An 18,726-nucleotide genomic window follows, 5' to 3' on the forward strand; every position below is an offset into this window, starting at 1 on the left:
AAGAGGTGGAAAGTATGAAATTATTTCAACCTTCTGAGATAGTAACATCATTGCCAACACAATTTTTCGCTTCACTTGTTGCAAAAGTTAACAAATTCGTTGCAGCTGGTCACGATGTTATTAATCTAGGTCAAGGTAATCCAGATCAACCAACACCGCAGCATATCGTAAAAGCTTTACAAGATGCTGCAGAAAAGACCATTCATCATAAATATCCGCCATTTCGCGGACATGAAAGTTTAAAAGAAGCCGTGGCAACATTCTATCAACGTGAATATGATGTAATAATAAATCCGAAAACTGAAGTTGCTATATTGTTTGGTGGAAAGGCTGGATTAGTAGAATTACCAGTTTGTTTTACAAACCCTGGTGATTCGATTCTCGTTCCAGATCCAGGCTATCCAGATTATTTATCAGGAGTTGCTTTAGCAAAAGCACAATTTGAAACAATGCCGCTTATTGCAGAAAATAACTTTTTACCAGATTACACAAAAATTAATAACTCTATTGCCGAGCGTGCAAAATTAATGTTTTTAAACTATCCAAATAATCCTACAGGTGCTACTGCATCAAAAGATTTTTTTGATGCAACTATTCATTTTGCTAATAAACATAATATATTAGTGGTTCATGATTTTGCTTACGGTGCGATTGGATTCGATGGTCAAAAACCTGTTAGTTTCTTGCAAGCAGACGGTGCTAAAAATACAGGTATTGAAATTTACACTCTATCGAAAACTTTCAATATGGCTGGATGGCGTATTGCTTTTGCAGTAGGGAATGAAAGTGTCATTGAAACCATTAACTTATTACAAGATCATATGTATGTTAGTATTTTTGGTGCAGTTCAAGATGCTGCCCGCGAAGCACTATTAAGTTCACAGTCTTGCGTAATAGACCTTGTAAATAGTTACGAATCTCGACGAAACGCTCTTATTTCGGCTTGTCAATCAATTGGTTGGAATGTAAACATTCCAACAGGGTCATTCTTTGCATGGCTTCCTGTTCCAAAAGGATATACCTCTGAGCAATTTGCTGATATTTTACTAGAAAAAGCACATGTTGCAGTTGCTCCTGGTGTTGGATTTGGTGAACATGGCGAAGGGTATATCCGTGTGGGTCTCTTGCATACAGAAGATAGATTACGGGAAGCCATTAATCGAATTGATAAATTAAATTTTTTCAAAAAGTAATTGACAACATGAAAAATATCTGACAAAATTCAGTTATCTTAAAAATTTAAACATTTCTAAATACTTCTTATCAAGAGCAGGTGGAGGGACGAGCCCGACGAAACCCGGCAACCGATCTACAATTGTAGACACGGTGCTAATTCTCGCAGCATTACGCTGACAGATAAGGAGCTGGTTGTAAAAAAACCTCTCCTTAGCTGAGAGGTTTTTTTATTTAACTAGGAGGTTATAACAATGAGCGGAATTATAGCGACGTATTTAATCCATGATGATTCACATAACTTAGAAAAAAAGGCTGAGCAAATTGCACTTGGTTTAACAATTGGCTCTTGGACTCATTTGCCACAATTATTGCAAGAACAATTAAAGCAACATAAAGGCAACGTCATTCATATTGAGGAATTAGCTGAAAATGAACATACAAATTCGTATTTACGTAAAAAAGTAAAACGCGGAATTATTAAAATCGAATATCCGTTATTAAACTTCAGTCCAGATTTACCAGCAATTTTAACGACTACATTTGGAAAGCTATCCCTTGATGGCGAAGTAAAATTAATTGACTTAACTTTTTCAGATGAGTTAAAAAAGCATTTTCCTGGTCCTAAGTTCGGTATAGATGGTATTCGAAATCTTTTACAAGTGCATGATCGTCCCCTTTTAATGAGTATTTTTAAAGGAATGATTGGACGAAATATTGGGTATTTAAAAACGCAATTACGCGATCAAGCAATTGGTGGTGTAGATATAGTAAAAGATGATGAAATATTATTTGAAAATGCATTAACACCACTTACGAAACGCATTGTATCTGGAAAAGAAGTTTTACAATCCGTATATGAAACATACGGACATAAAACGTTATATGCCGTAAATTTAACAGGACGAACTTTTGATTTAAAAGAAAATGCGAAACGTGCAGTGCAAGCTGGAGCTGATATTCTATTATTTAACGTATTTGCTTACGGACTAGATGTACTACAATCACTTGCAGAAGATGATGAAATCCCAGTTCCTATTATGGCACACCCTGCTGTAAGTGGTGCTTATTCAGCATCTAGGTTATATGGAATTTCATCTCCATTATTACTCGGAAAGCTACTACGCTATGCTGGGGCTGACTTTTCATTATTCCCATCTCCATACGGAAGTGTTGCGCTAGAAAAAGAGGAAGCTCTTGCTATCTCAAAATATTTAAATGAAGACGATGCATTTTTCAAGAAGAGCTTTTCTGTTCCGTCTGCTGGTATTCACCCTGGTTTCGTTCCCTTTATTGTACGAGATTTCGGTAAAGATGTTGTTATTAATGCTGGCGGCGGGATACATGGACATCCAAATGGAGCGCAAGGCGGTGGTAAAGCTTTCCGTACTGCAATTAATGCTACTTTGCAAAATAAACCACTCCATGAAGTAGATGACATAAATTTGCATAGTGCACTACAAATATGGGGAAATCCCTCTCATGAGGTGAAATTATGAGTATTCAAGTATTTTGTGATTTCGATGGCACGATTACAAATAATGATAACATTATGTCCATTATGGAAAAATTCGCACCACCAGAAGCTGAAGAAGTAAAGAATAGAATTTTATCACAAGAGCTATCTATTCAAGAAGGTGTTTCTCAATTATTTCAATTAATACCTACTCATCTGCACGATGAAATTATTCAATTTTTAATAGAAACTGCTGAAATTCGTAATGGTTTTCATGAATTTATACAATTTATAAATGAAAATAACATTTCTTTTTACGTTATATCAGGTGGAATGGATTTCTTCGTCTATCCACTCTTACAAGGACTCATTCCAAAAGAGCAAATTTACTGTAATGAAACAGATTTTTCAAATGAATACATTACGGTGAATTGGCCTCATCCTTGTGATCATCATTGTCAAAATCATTGCGGATTATGTAAATCATCTCTCATCCGTAAATTGAGTGATACGAATGACTTCCATATTGTGATCGGAGATTCAATTACTGATTTACAAGCTGCGAAACAAGCAGATAAAGTATTTGCTCGTGACTTCCTTATTACAAAGTGTGAAGAGAATTATATTGCTTATACACCGTTTGAAACATTCCATGATATTCAAAATGAATTAAAACATTTGTTGGAGGTGAAATTATGAAACAACTTTTTCGTCAATGGTATGACTTAAGCGAGATAAAAAAAGAATTAACAACACGAAATTGGTTTCCGGCAACGAGTGGTAATATTTCTATAAAGGTTAGTCATGAGCCCCTTACTTTTCTTATTACAGCAAGTGGTAAAGATAAAACAAAAACTACTCCAGATGATTTTCTATTAGTAGATCATTTAGGGGTTCCCGTATTAGAGACTGAATTACGCCCGTCAGCAGAAACAGTATTGCATACACATATTTATAACAATACAAATGCCGGGTGCGTACTTCATGTTCATACAACTGATAACAATGTCATCACAAATTTATATAATGATGCAGTCACCCTTCAAAATCAAGAAATTATTAAAGCTCTCGATATTTGGGAAGAAGGTGCAACAATTCACATTCCTATTATCGAAAACCATGCCCATATCCCAACGCTTGGAGAAAACTTCCGAAAGCATATAAAAGGTGATTCAGGAGCAGTATTAATCCGTAACCACGGTATTACCGTATGGGGCCGAGATAGCTTTGATGCAAAGAAAAGATTAGAAGCTTATGAGTTTTTATTCCAATTTCATATAAAACTATTATCAATTCAAGGAGGCGTTTCTAATGGCGCAAATTCGTATTCATGAAGTAAATACTCGCATTGAAAATGAAGTGGAAGTATCTAAATTTCTACAAGAGGAAGGCGTTTTATATGAGAAATGGAACATTTCTAAACTTCCTACTCATTTAAATGAAAATTATTCGTTAACAGATGAAAACAAAGCTGAAATATTAGCTGTTTTTTCAAAAGAAATCGCTGATGTTTCAGCAAGTCGAGGTTATAAAGCACATGATGTAATTTCACTTTCAAATAGCACACCTAACCTTGACGAATTATTAATTAATTTCCAAAAAGAACATCATCATACAGATGACGAAGTTCGCTTTATCGTCAGTGGTCATGGCATTTTCGCTATTGAAGGCAAAGATGGGAAATTCTTTGATGTTGAACTTGAGCCAGGCGATCTCATATCTGTTCCTGAAAATGCAAGACATTATTTTACCTTGCAAGATGATCGTCAAGTTGTAGCTATTCGTATTTTTGTGACAACTGAAGGCTGGGTTCCAATCTATTAAGGTAGTTAGTTGAATAAAAGGACTTGGACCCCCTTTTCCAAACTTTTATTCACTCTACATATATACATCCTCCTATGGAACAGGCTTATTTCATTTTTGAAATAAGCCTGATTTTTTATTTACTCAAAAGTACCACTTCATCACAAATTTAACACCTTGATTTTTCAAGTATATTTTTTGAACATTTTTTGAATATTTATTGAATTTTTTCTGAAAATTCTGTTTTGTATATGATATACTACAATTAATTAAGAAGGAAAATAATATCGCAAACAGAGGGGGATAATCATGAGCTTACTTATCGCACTTATACTTGGGGTTACATGTGGAGCATTTCCAGTTATTTTAGGAGCTATTATGGAAGAGTTAGAAATTGGTGTTTTAGGATTTGTCGCATCTTGTGTAAGCGCTTTATTGTTTGGTTTATTCGGCGCTATTCCTGTTTCAATTCTGTGTGCTTTTTATATAATACGCCATGCTCGTACAAAACAATTGGGTCCTAATCACATCGCACAAATTATCCCATTCCCGGTTGAACGATGCCGCCGCGCTTCTAACTTATAATTATAAAAATTAAAGATGACTAAATAAATAAAAGTCCTCAAATGAGGACTTTTATTTATTTTCTTCTAGAAATTGAAACAATTCTTGTAGATGTAGGGCATCTTCACCATAGCTAACAGATACATGAAATATACCGTCAATCTCAGCTTGCATATAAAGATCCACTCCATCACGATCATATTTCAATGCCAAATAAAACTCCATTTCTTCTAACATCTTTTTTGAGGTTCGAATTACATAATGCCCCTTCTCATCTCTTCCATATTCAAATTCTGGTTCAAAATCATACTTTTGTTTAAAAGCTTCTTTTTGTTTTTCATTAATTTTCATACAAGTAGCTCGCTGTACAGTATCAATCATCTCATCAAACTTTTGAAGGTCCACCTCGTTTACCCCCTTATATATTTTTTATATAATACTTGTGTTCCACTATTTTCTTCTCCATCCTTAATTAACTCTTCATACAATTCTTTCGCCATACTTAAGCCCGGGACTGATAATTGTAATTTTTCTGCTTCCTCTAAAGCAATTTTAATATCTTTCATAAAATGCTTTACATAAAATCCCGGCTCAAAGTCTCCTTTTAACATTCGAGGAGCTAAATTACTTAATGACCAGCTACCTGCTGCCCCTGTTGAAATGCTCTCTAACACTTTATCTGGATTCAGTCCAGCCTTCTTCGCGTAAGCAACAGCCTCACATACTCCAATCATATTGGAAGCAATCGCAATTTGATTGCACATTTTTGTATGTTGTCCACTCCCAGCTGGTCCTTGTAATTGAATGTTTGTTCCTAACTTTTCAAGTAAAGGTAAGCATCTATCATATATTTCTTTCTCTCCACCTACCATAATTGCGAGTTTTGCTTCTTTCGCACCAACATCTCCTCCTGAGACAGGTGCATCTAACGTATATATATTTTTGCTTTTTGCAACTTCATTAATGCGTTTTGCTAAGGTAGGTGTAGATGTCGTAAAGTCAATTGCTATCGTACCTTCTTTTGCATGTTCTATAATTCCTTCTATACCAAAATACACTTCTTCTACATCATGTGGATATCCAACCATTGTCATTACAATATCAACTTGCTTCACTAACTCTTTTGGCGTATCACACCAATGTGCACCATCTTGCACTAAAGAATCTGTTTTTGCTTTCGTTCTATTATATACATATACTTTATGACCATCTTGCATTAAGTGATAAACCATACTTTTTCCCATTACGCCAATACCAATGAAACCTATTGATAAAGTTTTATGTTCCATTTTCTCATCCCCTTTGTTCTAATAAATCATTTACCATCTTTCGGAACTCTTTATTAAAGTCATCATCCATACTATTTTTCACATTTGAAAATAACATAACAAAAGTTCCTTTTTCTTTATTAAAATTATTAAAAGTGTTCCAACCAGATAATACACCATGATTATGAAAATAATCTGCATATATATAAAAACTAAATGCATATTTCCGTTCTGCTGAAGGTGAAAACATTGCTTGTATACTTTGTTCAGAAAGAAGTTTTCCATTTATAATTGCTTCGTCTAACTTCTTCATATCTCCAACTGTCGTATACATCTCACCACAACCATATAGCCAATCCATGCCTAACTTCTGCGCTGGTACAAGCTCTTGATCTTTTTTCACATAACCCTTTGTAAAATTTTTATCGCCAGGTACCATATTTCCCATACCGGATTCATGCATATCTGCTTTTATAAATATGTTTTCTTTTATGTAATCTCCTAAAGGTTTTTTCGATATATGTTCTATTATATAAGCAAGCACCATATAATTATAATCTGTATATCTCCAACCTGTTCCTGCAGGAAATTCTAAATTTTGACGTCCGATCCAATTAATTAACTGTAAACGGGAAGCAGCATTAACATTGCCTTTTGCGTGTTCAGGTAAACCAGAGGTATGTGTTAATAAATGATATAGCGTAATATTTTTATTCTCCGGAAATGAAGGAATATATTTATTTACATTATCTTGAATATTCAATTTCCCTTGTTCTTGCAGCTGTAAAATAGATGTGGCAACAACTGTTTTCGTAATAGAACCGATACGATATTTTGTTTGAGGCGTATTTTCAATTTTATTTTGAACATCAGCATAGCCATATCCTTTATTCAATATAACATGCTCTTTATCTGTTACCAAAACTGTTCCATTAAATTGCTTTCCGACTAAATATTGATCTAATTTTTGAGATATGCTAGCATAATCAATTTGTTGCTCTTCTTTTTCTTCTATATTCCCTTGCACTTCTGGTTCAATAGTAGGGTTCACCTTAGTTGTTAATACTGTGTTTTCCTTTATATTGGGGCTAACAAGAAAATAGTATACTCCGCCGCCAACTATAGCAGACAGTGAAGCCATTATCATTACTTTTTTTATCATGTCGATCCTCCATAATTCCTTCGCTAAAAATTGTCCCCCTATTCTATTATCAAACAATAAAAAAAAATCGCAACAATTTGTTGCGAAAAATTACATTTTTTCTTTTCTGTACACACATACTTGATTCTTTCCATTTTTTTTCGCTTCATATAAAGCAATGTCCGCTCGTTGCATTAATTCTTCTCTTGTAGTTCCTTGTTCATATAACGCAACTCCAAAGCTAGCTGTTAGCTTCGAAATTCCAGTGAATTGCTTTGTTTCAATGAAGAATCGTAATGACTCCGCAACTTGAAATGCTTCCTTTTCTACTGTATTTGTCACTAATATAATGAATTCTTCTCCTCCCCATCTTGCAAATACGTGTTGCTGCTCCACTTTAGATTTCATAAGCTCTGCAAGTTGTATTAATGCCAAATCACCAAAATCATGACCATATGTGTCATTAACTGTTTTAAAATTATCTATATCAAATAAAATGATTGCTATTTTCTCATCACTACGTATTACCTTTTCCCACTCTACCTCTAGTATTTGTTGAAACTTTAAACGATTATAAATCTCTGTCAATGAATCTACCATAGCAAGTCTTTCTTGTTCTTGATAGATTTCATCTAATTCTGTAATTTCCGTGCATTTTACAATAAATCTTGATAAATCTTCTGGCAATGGTGTCGCACGTAATAGAAAAGTAGATACTTCCCCTTCATAATTTGACATCTTAATTCTTCTACCACTTGATAAAGTATCGTCTAGCCATGTTATATCATGCGTCGTCGAGTAGTATCCATTTTCTCTTATAAAATGTTCAGCAAATACTAAATGTTGCTCACGATAGGCAAACAAATTTTCATATCCGAAAAAAGTTAAAAAATTTGTATTACAATCAACAATTTCATCATCTTCTACTATAAATAATAAATCATTTTGAAAATCAAACATCGTTTGAAGCAGTTCCTGTTGCAAACTAACTTGCCTTACTAAAGAAAGTTGATACAAACTCTTATTCACTTCTTCTAATACTGCTTGTGGAGTTACAGGGGCTATTACAATATTACGTATTCCTAATGCAAGTACATCTGTAAATTCTTTTGTTATTTGTTGATCCCAAATGACAATGAATGTACTTTGCGGGGTATACATATTCTTTATATATTTGATTTGAGAATAATCTGTTACATACATAATTATAATGTGCGGTTTCGTTCTTTGAAATAATAGTTCGCCCTCTTCAAAATTATTTGCTATAAACATACATTTTGGATGGATATTTTCTATCGTTTGTTGATGCTTACATCCATTTTCTATATAAAGGACATTTAACTGCAAATCTTGTAACACATTTTGGAAAACCGTATTCTCTAATAAAAAATGTAGTATGTTCATCACTAGTCTTCACTCACTTCATATATCTTGTTCTACTGAATTCCTCACAAACATTTTTAAAAGACTGTTCTCTAATAAACTTTAATTTGCGAGAGATACATATTAACAAGCTAATTGAGAATGTTATCTTCCCTTTTCACTCTATAAATTCCTTTTTTAGTGTATGATTATAGGAATTATATCGTTTGTATGAATGCCCTAGCTTATTTCTTAAAACTTGACAATTAAAATAAAGATATTATATTCTTAAATTCGACAACTTACAAAATGTAAGTAATATACATTGCGTTTTCTTGATAATTTTATATACAATTTGGAGGATATATAATGACAAACGACAACTTTTTTAACGTTTTATATGAACGCACATCTACACGTGCATTCAACCCAAATAAAGAAATCTCATCTACAGAATTGCATGAGATTTTAAAAGCCGCAGCACAAGCACCTTCCGCTTGGAACTTACAACACTGGAAATTCCTTGTTTTTCAAGGTGAAGATGTACAAAAACGATTACACCCAATAGCTTATAACCAACAACAAATTCTTGATGCTTCTGCAGTAGTCGCTATTTTAGGTGATTTAGAAGCTTATAAAAATGTTGAGCCAGTATATGGTCCAATTGTAGAACAAGGATTTATGAAAGAAGAAGCAAAAGAACGCTTAGCTAAAAATATTGAATCTGCATATGCTCGTGAACAATTCCCGAGAGATGCTGCCTTTTCAAATGCATCTTTAGCAGCAATGCAACTTATGCTTGCAGCTAAAGCAACTGGTTGGGATACTTGTGCTATTGGTGGCTTCAATCCACAAGCACTGACAGACGAATTTAACGTTTCATCTCGTTACGTTCCAATTATGCTTATTACAATTGGTGAATCAACTTTAAAAGGTCACCCTGCACCACGTATGAGCGTAGAGCAAGTGAGTGAGTGGGCAAAATAATAAAAAACGAAGGTAACTACATTACCTTCGTTTTTTATTTCCTGTCATACTTTTGTAATATTACTACAAATCATTCGACATTTATACTTATAGAAAAGTATATTCTATTCCTTTATCATAAACAAACGTGACGTTTTGTGTCGAATTTTGTTAAGGTATTGAAATATACCCGTGTGTTTTTATTACAATTGTGATACAATGATAACAAATAGATAACAAGAGAGGGATTTTCATTGAGTTCATACGGAAGCTTGATCGCACTTTTATGTTACATAGTAACTGTACTGCTTCTATATTTTATTGGTGATGCCGCAAACATCTCCATTTTACAATTCCCAAAAGAAGAAGCATTTCAATTAGAATCAGAAAAACATACTGCACGATCCATCGTACCACTACTCCTAGCTCTTCCTGTATATATCATCGTTTTATATAAAAGTAAAAAAGTGTAAAGGCTACCCATTTCGTTTATTTTGGTGGTTTTTACATTTTTTTGTTATATTACCCCTATTTTAAACATCATTCCATACTAAACACCCAGCTAGTCATTTAAAATGAGAAAATCCCCTAGAAAAAATTCCACTCTCTGTCCAGTCACTAACTACCGAACTTACATAGATTATAAGTGTGAAGGGGGTGATGAGGATTATGTTTGGATCATTTGGATGCTGTGATAACTTTAGAGACTGTCATCATCGTGAAAGAGAGTGCGACCATCGTGACCATCGCGAGAAAGAGAGAGAGGTAAAACCACAACAACCAGCTGTATGTAACGTACTTGCTAGCATTTCAGTTGGAACAGAGCTTTCTCTTTTAAGCATTAAAGGTATCGGATCTTTCAACGATGTAATTTTTGAAGGTTTCGCTAACGGTGTTGCTCTTTTCTCCGCTTTAGCTCGTAACAATAATGATAAAGATAATAAAGACGACAACAAAGATGATAAGCACCGTCAACGTAATACTTTTAATGGTATTTTACGTGTATGCCCAACTGATATCGTTGCTATCGCTATCTAGTTCTGTGTCTTATCCTCTATAGTAAGAAAACAAGATTTACTTTTCTCATAGAAAAAACCTGAGACCGATTTCAAATCGACTCAGGTTTTTTTATTAATTATATGCTTTTAACTAGTTCAACAACTTCTTCAGCAGTTGACATCATTAATGCTTTTTCTGCTAATGTTTCCATTTCTGCTTTTGACAACTTGCTTAGTTGTGTTCTTGCAGGAAGAATAGATGTTGCACTCATACTGAACTCATCTAAACCTAATCCTAATAATAATGGGATAGCAAGTGAATCTCCCGCCATCTCACCACACATGCCAGCCCATTTGCCTTCTTTATGAGCAGCATCGATAACCATTTTTACAAGACGTAAAATAGATGGGTTATATGGTTGGTATAAGTATGATACTTGTTCGTTCATACGGTCTGCAGCCATTGTGTATTGGATTAAATCATTCGTTCCAATAGAGAAGAAATCAACTTCTTTCGCGAATTGATCTGCTAATACTGCTGAAGCTGGGATTTCAACCATCATACCAACTTCAATAGAATCAGAAACAGTTGTACCCGCTTCTACAAGTTTCGCTTTCTCTTCTAATAAAATCGCTTTCGCTTGACGGAACTCATCAAGAGTTGCAATCATTGGGAACATAATTTTTAAGTTGCCGTATACGCTAGCACGAAGTAATGCACGAAGTTGTGTACGGAACACATCTTGCTCATCAAGACATAAGCGAATTGCACGGTATCCTAAGAATGGGTTCATTTCTTTTGGTAAATGTAAGTATGGAAGCTCTTTATCTCCACCGATGTCAAGTGTACGAACAACGACTGGTTGACCTTCTTTTACACCTTCAAGAACTGCTTTATACGCTTCGAACTGCTCTTCTTCTGTTGGAAGATTGTCACGGCCCATGTATAAGAATTCTGTACGGTATAAACCAACGCCTTCTCCACCATTATCGATAATACCTTGTACATCATTTGGTGTTCCGATATTTGCAACAAGCTCAACGTGATGTCCATCACTTGTTACAGTAGCTTGGTCTTTTAATTTTGCCCATTCAATTTTTTGCTCTTCAAATTTCGCTTTCTTTTCTTCAAACGAACGAAGAGTTTCTTCTGATGGGTTTACAATTACTTCTCCATCTAAACCGTCAATGATAACGATATCGCCGTTTTGGATTTTCTCCATAACAACTTTTGTACCAACAACAGCTGGAATTTCCATAGAACGAGCCATAATTGCAGAGTGAGATGTACGTCCACCGATATCAGTAGTGAAACCTTTTGCATACTTACGGTTTAACTGAGCTGTATCAGATGGTGTTAAATCTTCAGCAATGATGATTACCTCTTCAGAAATTGTACCAGGATTTGAGAAGTTAATTCCTAGTAAATGTGCAAGAACGCGTTTTGTTACGTCACGAATGTCTGCAGCACGTTCTTTCATATATTCGTTATCCATGTTTTCAAACATAGAAATAAACATTGATGCAACTTCATCCATTGCAAATTCAGCATTTACTTTTTCGCTATTCACTTTATCTTTTACTGGGTTTACTAGTTCTGGATCATTTAACACTAATAAATGTGCTTCAAAGATCGCAGCTTTGTCAGCACCTAGCTCAGCAAATGCGTGGTCTTTAATAGCTTCTAATTCAGTTTTTGCTTTCTCAAGCGCAGCGTCTAAGCGTGCAATTTCTGCAGCTTCGTTTGTAATTGATTTCTTTTCGATGTTAAATTCAGGATTTTCAAGTCTGAAAGCCTTTGCAATAGCAATCCCACTTGATGCAGCGATCCCTTGAATGTTAAGAGTCATTATTCTCCTAATCCTTCGTTTTTCATAGTTTCTTCGATAGCTGCTAGTGCTTGAGCTGCATCATCACCATTTGCAGTGATTTTAATTTCTGCGTTTTGTTGAATACCTAAAGACATTACGCCCATAATTGATTTTAAGTTAACGTTCTTTCCGTTATACTCTAAGTTAATGTCAGAACCGAATTTGCTTGCAGTGTTTACAAGTAGAGTTGCTGGACGAGCATGAATTCCTGAGTCGCTAGTTACTTTAAAGATTTTTTCCATGATAATTTATCTCCTTTAAATTACAGTATTTTTTAGTTGTATAGACGTGAGTACTACATCATCTATTGTATATAATAGGCGATGTTCGGTCAACCACATCGCCTATTATAATTATAAACATTTTGCGTCAAATTCCTACTGAATGTCAATAATAGCGGTTTCGCCCTTCTTAACATTTCCATCTTTTTTCAATTCGACTTGTTGCCCTTGTTGTAAGTTTGTAAAGACAATTGGTGTAATGATAGATGGTGCATTTTCTTTTACAAATGCAAGATCTACTTTTAATAATGGTTGGCCTTGTTTCACCTTGTCGCCTTGTGCTACAAGCGCTTCAAAACCTTCACCATTTAATTTTACAGTATCAATACCGAAGTGGATCAAAATTTCTTTTCCGCCTTCAGATTGAATACCAATCGCATGTTTTGTAGGGAATACATTAACGATCTCACCGTTAACTGGAGAAACTACTGTTCCTTCAGTTGGCTCAATTGCAAATCCATCTCCCATCATTTTTCCTGAGAATACTTGGTCAGGTACTTCTGTAATTGGTAAGATTTTCCCTTCAATTGGTGATACAATTGTTTCATTTTCATCAACTTTTTGAGGAGTTTCTTCCACTTTTACAGGTTCTTCTTTTTCAGCATGAGGTGTACGACCTGACATAATATCATGAATTTGTGATTTTAACGTGTCAGATTTCGGTCCGAAAATAGCTTGAATGTTATTTCCAACTTCAAGTACACCAGCTGCTCCAAGTTCTTTTAAGCGGTCTTTGTTTACATTCTTTTGTTCGTTAACTTGAACACGTAAACGAGTAATACAAGCATCTAAAGAAGCAATGTTTTCTTTACCACCAAGTGCTACTAATACTTCACGAGGAAGTTCGCCTGCTTCTGCTTTTCCTGCACCGTCATTCGCATTTGCCTCTTCACGACCAGGTGTTTTTAGATTCCATTTACGGATTGCAAAGCGGAATCCGAAGTAGTAAATAACTGCTAGTACAAGACCAACAATAATTACCCACCACCATGCTGTACGGCCTGGTAGTACACCGAATAATAGGAAGTCAATTAAACCACCAGAGAATGTCATACCAATTTTAACACCTAAAATTTGCATTGTCATAAATGATAGACCAGCAAATACAGCATGAATTCCGAATAATACTGGCGCTACGAATAAGAATGAAAATTCAAGTGGCTCTGTAATACCTGTTAAGAAAGATGTTAATGCTGCAGAACCTAAAATACCTGCTGCTAATTTTTTATTTTCTGGACGTGCTTCATGATACATTGCTAAAGCTGCTGCTGGAAGACCGAACATCATGAACGGATACTTACCAGTTGTAAATGTACCTGCCGTTAATTCTACACCGTCTTTTAACTGTGCCATAAAGATTTTTTGGTCACCACGGATTAATTCGCCAGCTGCATTTGTATACTGACCGAATTCGAACCAGAACGGTGAATAAAAAATGTGGTGTAGTCCAAATGGAATTAATGAACGTTCAATTAAACCGAATATAAATGCTGCGATTGTTCTATTCGCATCAATCATTTGATGTGAGAACGTGTTTAAGCCACCTTGAATGTATGGCCAAACGAAGCACATGATAATACCTACTATTAAAGAGAATGTTGCAGTTGCGATCGGTACGAAACGCTTACCTGCAAAGAAACCTAAGTATGATGGTAATTCAATGTTGAAGTATTTATTATAGCAATATGCCGCTACTATACCGACGATAATACCACCAAATACCCCTGTTTGTAGCGTCGGAATACCTAATACGTTTGCATACGCTGGATCTGCAAATCCAATTTTTACTGGGTCTGCTCCAGAACTTGTTACTTTCACTAGCTTATCTACTTCTAAGAACACACTCATCGTTTTGTTCATAATTAAGTAGCCGACGAATGCTGCTAAACCAGCTACTCCGTCTCCACCAGCTAAACCAATTGCTACCCCAACTGCGAATAATAATGCAAGGTTAGCGAAAATAATATCACCAGATTGTTCCATAATTTTTGCAACCATTACGAACCAATCTGCTTTTAAAGCAGGAATAACATTTGTTAACTGTGGATTTTGAAATGCATTACCAAATCCAAGTAAAATACCTGCCGCCGGTAAAATCGCTACTGGAAGCATTAACGCTTTTCCGACTTTTTGAAGAACACCAAAGATCTTCTTAAACATGGAAACCCTTCCTCTCTTATCTATATTGATACCTTCCGACAAACGCCAAAAAGACATGAGGAAAAAAAGATAGAACGATAGCTATACAAAGGGTAGTATATCCCTTTCTCTAGCTTACATTCCTTACTTTTCTCCACTCATGCCTGATCGAATCAGTAACACGTGTCAAAAATAGGTTTACGTATAAGTTCACTATAATTAAGGCAAACGTTTTCGTTACTCTCCTTAATCTGTTTGTCGAAATTTGTATAACTTTGCAATAGTTATTATACATAACTATTGTAAGCGATTCAATCATTTTTTTTAACGTTTTCATTTTAGACAAAAATATATGACTTTTTACACATGCTCTGCCTTTACTAAGCGTTGCAAGTGCATCGTTAAATAAATACTTTCAGCTTCATATACAGGTAGTTGCAACTCTTTTTGCATGACCTTAACTAGCTTCCAAGCCACGTTATAGCAAACTGGATACTCCGCCTTTAATAAATCAGCAAAACTTTGCGATTCCTCTACTTTTTCTCCTTTTTTCACCCTCTCAATAGCATATTGAAGATGACGAATAAGGCGTAAATAATGAATGCTCTCTTGATCTAATGTAATTTGTAAGTTTGTCTCAATTAAAGATACAAGTTGTGCAATGAGACGGGAGTTTTGATTAACTGAAGATAAATCAGAATTTGTAAGCGAACTGTAAATGTGAAGTGCAATAAAACCAATTTCTCCTTCTGGCAATGTAATTTGCAAACGAGAATTTAAAAGTTCTACAACACCTTCAGCAATTTCATATTCCTCTGGATAGAGCATTTTTGTTTCAACTAAAAAAGGATTATCAATTGTAAGTCCTTGTTTTAACCTTTTAATTGCAAATGAAATATGATCTGTTAACGCAATATGAATATGTTCATTTAGTGGAGATTTTGCTTTTTCTTGAATGTACAGCATAATATCGTTCATCAATTCAATTAATTTTTCACTAACATGCGGCACTAATAATTTATATTGTTCACGATCACGTTCATTTTTTAAGACAAACATTTTTTCGATTTGTTCTTGCTCCAATACATCTTTCGCTTTTTTCCCAAATCCAATTCCTTTACCAATCACTACTACTTCCTCGTGTTCAGGATGGCTAGCAATGATGACATTATTATTTAAAACTTTTTTAATTTCTAGATAATTATTCATATAACACCACCCTCGTACTTAAATAGCCTACTTTTATGTTACAGAATATTCTTCTTTGTCGTCAATGTAAAACATCTGCCATTTAATAAAAATTCATTTTTTAGACATGTTTATATATGATGCGTATAATGTAAGAGCAACTGTACATAGAAAGGAGATAACAACATGATTAAAATGTTTGTAAGTGATATCGATGGTACAATGATGCAACACGGAGGTCTTATTGATGAGCAAGATGTTGCGGCACTACGCAGCCTCGCCGAGCAAAATGTTATTCTTTGCTTCGCTTCCGGAAGACTTGATAATGAAATTGCAGACTTAATGAAAGCTGTAAATACAAATTTTCATCGTATTAGTGTAAATGGTGTTTTTGTATATACACATGAAAATAAACAACTATTATCTGCAACTTTTGATTCCAGCATACTTCCCGATTTGTTAGCTATGACGAATGAAAATCCTTATTTCCGTTATGTAAGTGATGAGCATAATTATTACATTGAAGAGAAAACACCTTTTATTCAAGAACTTGAACAACAAGTAACAATGACTTCTGTTGAAGAACCAAACTTACTACAGAAGATTGATGATACAATTTTCCCAAATAAAATTTCTGTCGGTGGAACAAAGGAGAGCTTACAACTCCTTCAGAAAAAAATTGATGAAAAATTCCACGGGAAAGTTAGTACTTTCATCTCAGCAGAACAATGTTTAGATGTAATGCCACCGAATGTTAGTAAAGGCTCTGCCATTTCTGTTTTATTAAATGAGTTTCAAATAAAACCTGAGGAAATTGCTTGTATAGGGGATTCTTACAATGATATTCCTATGTTTTCTTTAACTCCTCACAGTTTTGCTATGTCGCAAGCCGATGATGCAGTGAAAAAACACGCTCACTATGTAGTAAATCACGTCAAAGATGCTGTTAACCACGTAATTGCTCATAATAAAAATACGACTCATTCCTTATAAGGATGAGTCGTATTTTTATTTCTTTACATGTTATCCATTTTCATTTCCACTGTACTTCACAAACTGAAATATACTATTTGTTACGTGCAATATTCGTAATAAATTTATAACGATCTCCACGATAAATACATTTCACGTACTCTAGCGGTATCTCACCTTCTGAATATGACCATTGACGCATTACAAGTACAGGCGCCTTTTTAGGAATATGCAGATGTTCAGCTTCATTTTCCGTTGCAACAGAAGCTTCAATTGACTGAGTAGCGCTAACAAGTTTAAAGCCCAGTTTTTTCTCTAAATGTTCATATAAAGATTGTTGCAATATCTCTTCGTTAATATCTTTTACAAGAGCTGGCGACAAATATGTCGTCTCAAAAGCAATCGGTTCATCATCAGCTAAGCGAATACGCCTCACTTCATAAACCGATTCCCCCTCCTGTATTCTCAACCGGTCTGCTATTTTAGCAGTAGCTGGAACTAGGCGGAAACTAAGTAATTGACTACTTGGGTTCATCCCACGAGAAATCATGTCTTCTGTGAATCCCGTCATTCCTTGCAATTTTTGTTCCACTTTCGGAAGTTGGACAAATGTTCCAATTCCACGCTTCCGATATAAATAGCCTTGTTCCACTAAATTATTAATCGCCTGTCTGATTGTCATACGACTCACTTCGAACTTATCACAAAGTTCATTCTCAGATGGGATTTTATCTCCCGGCTTCCATTCGCCGTCCTCAATTAGCTGTTTCACCCACTCTTGAATCTGATAATAGATCGGAAATGGTGAATACTTGTCGATGTTCATCAGCAATCGCCTCACTGCATAAAGATAGAGCTTCTTGATCTGCGATTACGGTTACATTCGGATGACGTTGTAAAACTGTAGCCGGACACTCTTCACTATATTCACCTTGCAATAATTCTTTAACAGCTTCTGCCTTTTTAGCACCCATAGCTACAAGTAGAACTTGTTTCGCTTTCATAATGCTTCCAATTCCCATTGTAATCGCATGAGTTGGCACATCTTCTTCTTTTTCGAAGAAGCGAAGGTTTGCTTGGCGTGTAGATTCTGTTAATTCAACAATGTTCGTTGGAGAATTAAACGGTGTTCCTGGCTCGTTAAATCCGATGTGACCGTTTTCACCGATTCCAAGAATCTGTAGGTCAACTGGGTTAGCAACTAGAATGCCCTCGTAACGTTTGCATTCTTCCTCTAAATCACTTGCCATCCCGTTTGGTACATAAGTTTGTTTAAATGGAAGATGATCAAACAACTGTTCTTGCATGAAATAGTGATAGCTGTTTTTATCTTCATGTGGTAAATTTACGTACTCATCTAAGTTTACAGTGGTTACACGGCTTGTATCAAGTTTATTTTTTCGCATTTCTGCATAAATACCTAATGGAGAGCTTCCTGTAGCCATTCCTAATGTTGGATTTTCTTTTGTTTTTACAACTTCTTCAATTAATTTATAACCTGCTTCTGCTAGTTCTTCTGGAGTTTTTACAACAAGAATATTCAT

At 35.0% G+C, this 18,726-nt stretch carries 20 protein-coding genes and 1 riboswitch; of the genes, 10 read left to right on the forward strand and 10 right to left on the reverse strand.

Features of this window, described 5'->3' with window-relative positions; translation table 11 throughout:
- Window positions 1-14 precede the first annotated feature (14 nt).
- From ACYFX0_RS04745 to ACYFX0_RS04770, 6 genes are all read left to right on the forward strand, one after another.
- On the forward strand, window positions 15-1,193 hold the full coding sequence (locus tag ACYFX0_RS04745) for a pyridoxal phosphate-dependent aminotransferase (protein ID WP_000765505.1): 1,179 nt from the start codon (window positions 15-17) through the stop codon (window positions 1,191-1,193).
- A gap of 64 nt (window positions 1,194-1,257) precedes the next feature.
- A riboswitch (SAM riboswitch) is annotated at window positions 1,258-1,363 on the forward strand.
- Between the two features lie 64 nt (window positions 1,364-1,427).
- Window positions 1,428-2,672 carry a 2,3-diketo-5-methylthiopentyl-1-phosphate enolase gene (gene mtnW / locus ACYFX0_RS04750; RefSeq protein ID WP_460269950.1) on the forward strand — a complete coding sequence of 415 codons (1,245 nt, stop codon included), beginning with the start codon at window positions 1,428-1,430 and terminating at the stop codon, window positions 2,670-2,672.
- Window positions 2,669-3,328 carry a 2-hydroxy-3-keto-5-methylthiopentenyl-1-phosphate phosphatase gene (gene mtnX / locus ACYFX0_RS04755; RefSeq protein ID WP_000027470.1) on the forward strand — a complete coding sequence of 220 codons (660 nt, stop codon included), beginning with the start codon at window positions 2,669-2,671 and terminating at the stop codon, window positions 3,326-3,328. The genes mtnW and mtnX overlap by 4 nt, the downstream gene beginning before the upstream one ends.
- Window positions 3,325-3,963 (forward strand): methylthioribulose 1-phosphate dehydratase, encoded by a 639-nt coding sequence (locus tag ACYFX0_RS04760; RefSeq protein ID WP_000811337.1) that lies wholly within the window; start codon window positions 3,325-3,327, stop codon window positions 3,961-3,963. Before mtnX ends, ACYFX0_RS04760 begins: the two co-directional genes overlap by 4 nt.
- Window positions 3,941-4,453, forward strand: coding sequence for a 1,2-dihydroxy-3-keto-5-methylthiopentene dioxygenase (locus ACYFX0_RS04765; RefSeq protein WP_000057322.1), 513 nt, complete (start codon window positions 3,941-3,943; stop codon window positions 4,451-4,453). The genes ACYFX0_RS04760 and ACYFX0_RS04765 overlap by 23 nt, the downstream gene beginning before the upstream one ends.
- Window positions 4,454-4,741: 288 nt before the next feature.
- Entirely contained in the window at window positions 4,742-5,017 is a 276-nt protein-coding gene (locus tag ACYFX0_RS04770) for a hypothetical protein (RefSeq protein WP_000054662.1), read from the forward strand.
- A gap of 51 nt (window positions 5,018-5,068) precedes the next feature.
- Here ACYFX0_RS04770 and ACYFX0_RS04775 read toward each other — a convergent pair whose 3' ends face one another.
- From ACYFX0_RS04775 to ACYFX0_RS04790, 4 genes are all read right to left on the reverse strand, one after another.
- Entirely contained in the window at window positions 5,069-5,401 is a 333-nt protein-coding gene (locus ACYFX0_RS04775) for a DUF3909 family protein (protein WP_000365616.1), read from the reverse strand.
- Between the two features lie 5 nt (window positions 5,402-5,406).
- Window positions 5,407-6,285 (reverse strand): NAD(P)-dependent oxidoreductase, encoded by an 879-nt coding sequence (locus ACYFX0_RS04780; protein ID WP_000400426.1) that lies wholly within the window; start codon window positions 6,283-6,285, stop codon window positions 5,407-5,409.
- Between the two features lie 4 nt (window positions 6,286-6,289).
- Entirely contained in the window at window positions 6,290-7,426 is a 1,137-nt protein-coding gene (locus ACYFX0_RS04785) for a serine hydrolase domain-containing protein (RefSeq protein WP_460269951.1), read from the reverse strand.
- A gap of 90 nt (window positions 7,427-7,516) precedes the next feature.
- Window positions 7,517-8,809 (reverse strand): GGDEF domain-containing protein, encoded by a 1,293-nt coding sequence (locus tag ACYFX0_RS04790; protein WP_001023182.1) that lies wholly within the window; start codon window positions 8,807-8,809, stop codon window positions 7,517-7,519.
- Between the two features lie 327 nt (window positions 8,810-9,136).
- Here ACYFX0_RS04790 and ACYFX0_RS04795 point away from each other — a divergent pair, with 327 nt between their 5' ends.
- The 3 genes from ACYFX0_RS04795 (at window position 9,137) to ACYFX0_RS04805 (ending at window position 10,771) form a co-directional block, all read left to right on the forward strand.
- A complete protein-coding gene (locus ACYFX0_RS04795; protein WP_000180387.1) occupies window positions 9,137-9,754 on the forward strand; it encodes a nitroreductase family protein in 618 nt (205 codons plus the stop codon).
- 233 nt (window positions 9,755-9,987) lie between these two features.
- A complete protein-coding gene (locus ACYFX0_RS04800) occupies window positions 9,988-10,206 on the forward strand; it encodes a hypothetical protein (protein ID WP_000100493.1) in 219 nt (72 codons plus the stop codon).
- A gap of 196 nt (window positions 10,207-10,402) precedes the next feature.
- Window positions 10,403-10,771, forward strand: a complete 369-nt coding sequence (locus ACYFX0_RS04805; protein WP_000468030.1) for a DUF3915 domain-containing protein — start codon at window positions 10,403-10,405, stop codon at window positions 10,769-10,771.
- Window positions 10,772-10,868: 97 nt separating this feature from the next.
- Here the strand turns inward: ACYFX0_RS04805 and ptsP are convergent, their stop codons facing one another.
- The 4 genes from ptsP to glcT all read right to left on the reverse strand — a co-directional run bounded on the left by ptsP (window position 10,869) and on the right by glcT (window position 16,231).
- Window positions 10,869-12,581 (reverse strand): phosphoenolpyruvate--protein phosphotransferase, encoded by a 1,713-nt coding sequence (gene ptsP, locus ACYFX0_RS04810; protein WP_000174211.1) that lies wholly within the window; start codon window positions 12,579-12,581, stop codon window positions 10,869-10,871.
- Window positions 12,581-12,844: a phosphocarrier protein HPr gene (gene ptsH, locus ACYFX0_RS04815; RefSeq protein WP_000411080.1), complete on the reverse strand. Its 264-nt coding sequence runs from the start codon at window positions 12,842-12,844 to the stop codon at window positions 12,581-12,583. The genes ptsP and ptsH overlap by 1 nt, the downstream gene beginning before the upstream one ends.
- Window positions 12,845-12,979: 135 nt before the next feature.
- Entirely contained in the window at window positions 12,980-15,043 is a 2,064-nt protein-coding gene (gene ptsG, locus ACYFX0_RS04820; protein WP_000473175.1) for a PTS glucose transporter subunit IIABC, read from the reverse strand.
- Between the two features lie 339 nt (window positions 15,044-15,382).
- Complete coding sequence (gene glcT / locus ACYFX0_RS04825; RefSeq protein ID WP_001067323.1) at window positions 15,383-16,231, reverse strand: glucose PTS transporter transcription antiterminator GlcT; 849 nt, start codon at window positions 16,229-16,231, stop codon at window positions 15,383-15,385.
- 165 nt (window positions 16,232-16,396) lie between these two features.
- On the opposite strand from glcT, the gene ACYFX0_RS04830 reads away from it, so the two are divergent.
- Window positions 16,397-17,203: a Cof-type HAD-IIB family hydrolase gene (locus tag ACYFX0_RS04830; RefSeq protein ID WP_000594250.1), complete on the forward strand. Its 807-nt coding sequence runs from the start codon at window positions 16,397-16,399 to the stop codon at window positions 17,201-17,203.
- A gap of 73 nt (window positions 17,204-17,276) precedes the next feature.
- On the opposite strand, the gene ACYFX0_RS04835 is transcribed toward ACYFX0_RS04830, so the two are convergent.
- The gene (locus tag ACYFX0_RS04835; protein ID WP_014894892.1) at window positions 17,277-18,008 is read right to left on the reverse strand and encodes a GntR family transcriptional regulator; all 732 of its coding nucleotides are present in this window, start codon (window positions 18,006-18,008) and stop codon (window positions 17,277-17,279) included.
- A complete protein-coding gene (gene nagB / locus ACYFX0_RS04840; RefSeq protein ID WP_001024209.1) occupies window positions 17,938-18,726 on the reverse strand; it encodes a glucosamine-6-phosphate deaminase in 789 nt (262 codons plus the stop codon). Before nagB ends, ACYFX0_RS04835 begins: the two co-directional genes overlap by 71 nt.

This window comes from Bacillus sp. NEAU-Y102, from assembly GCF_054788175.1.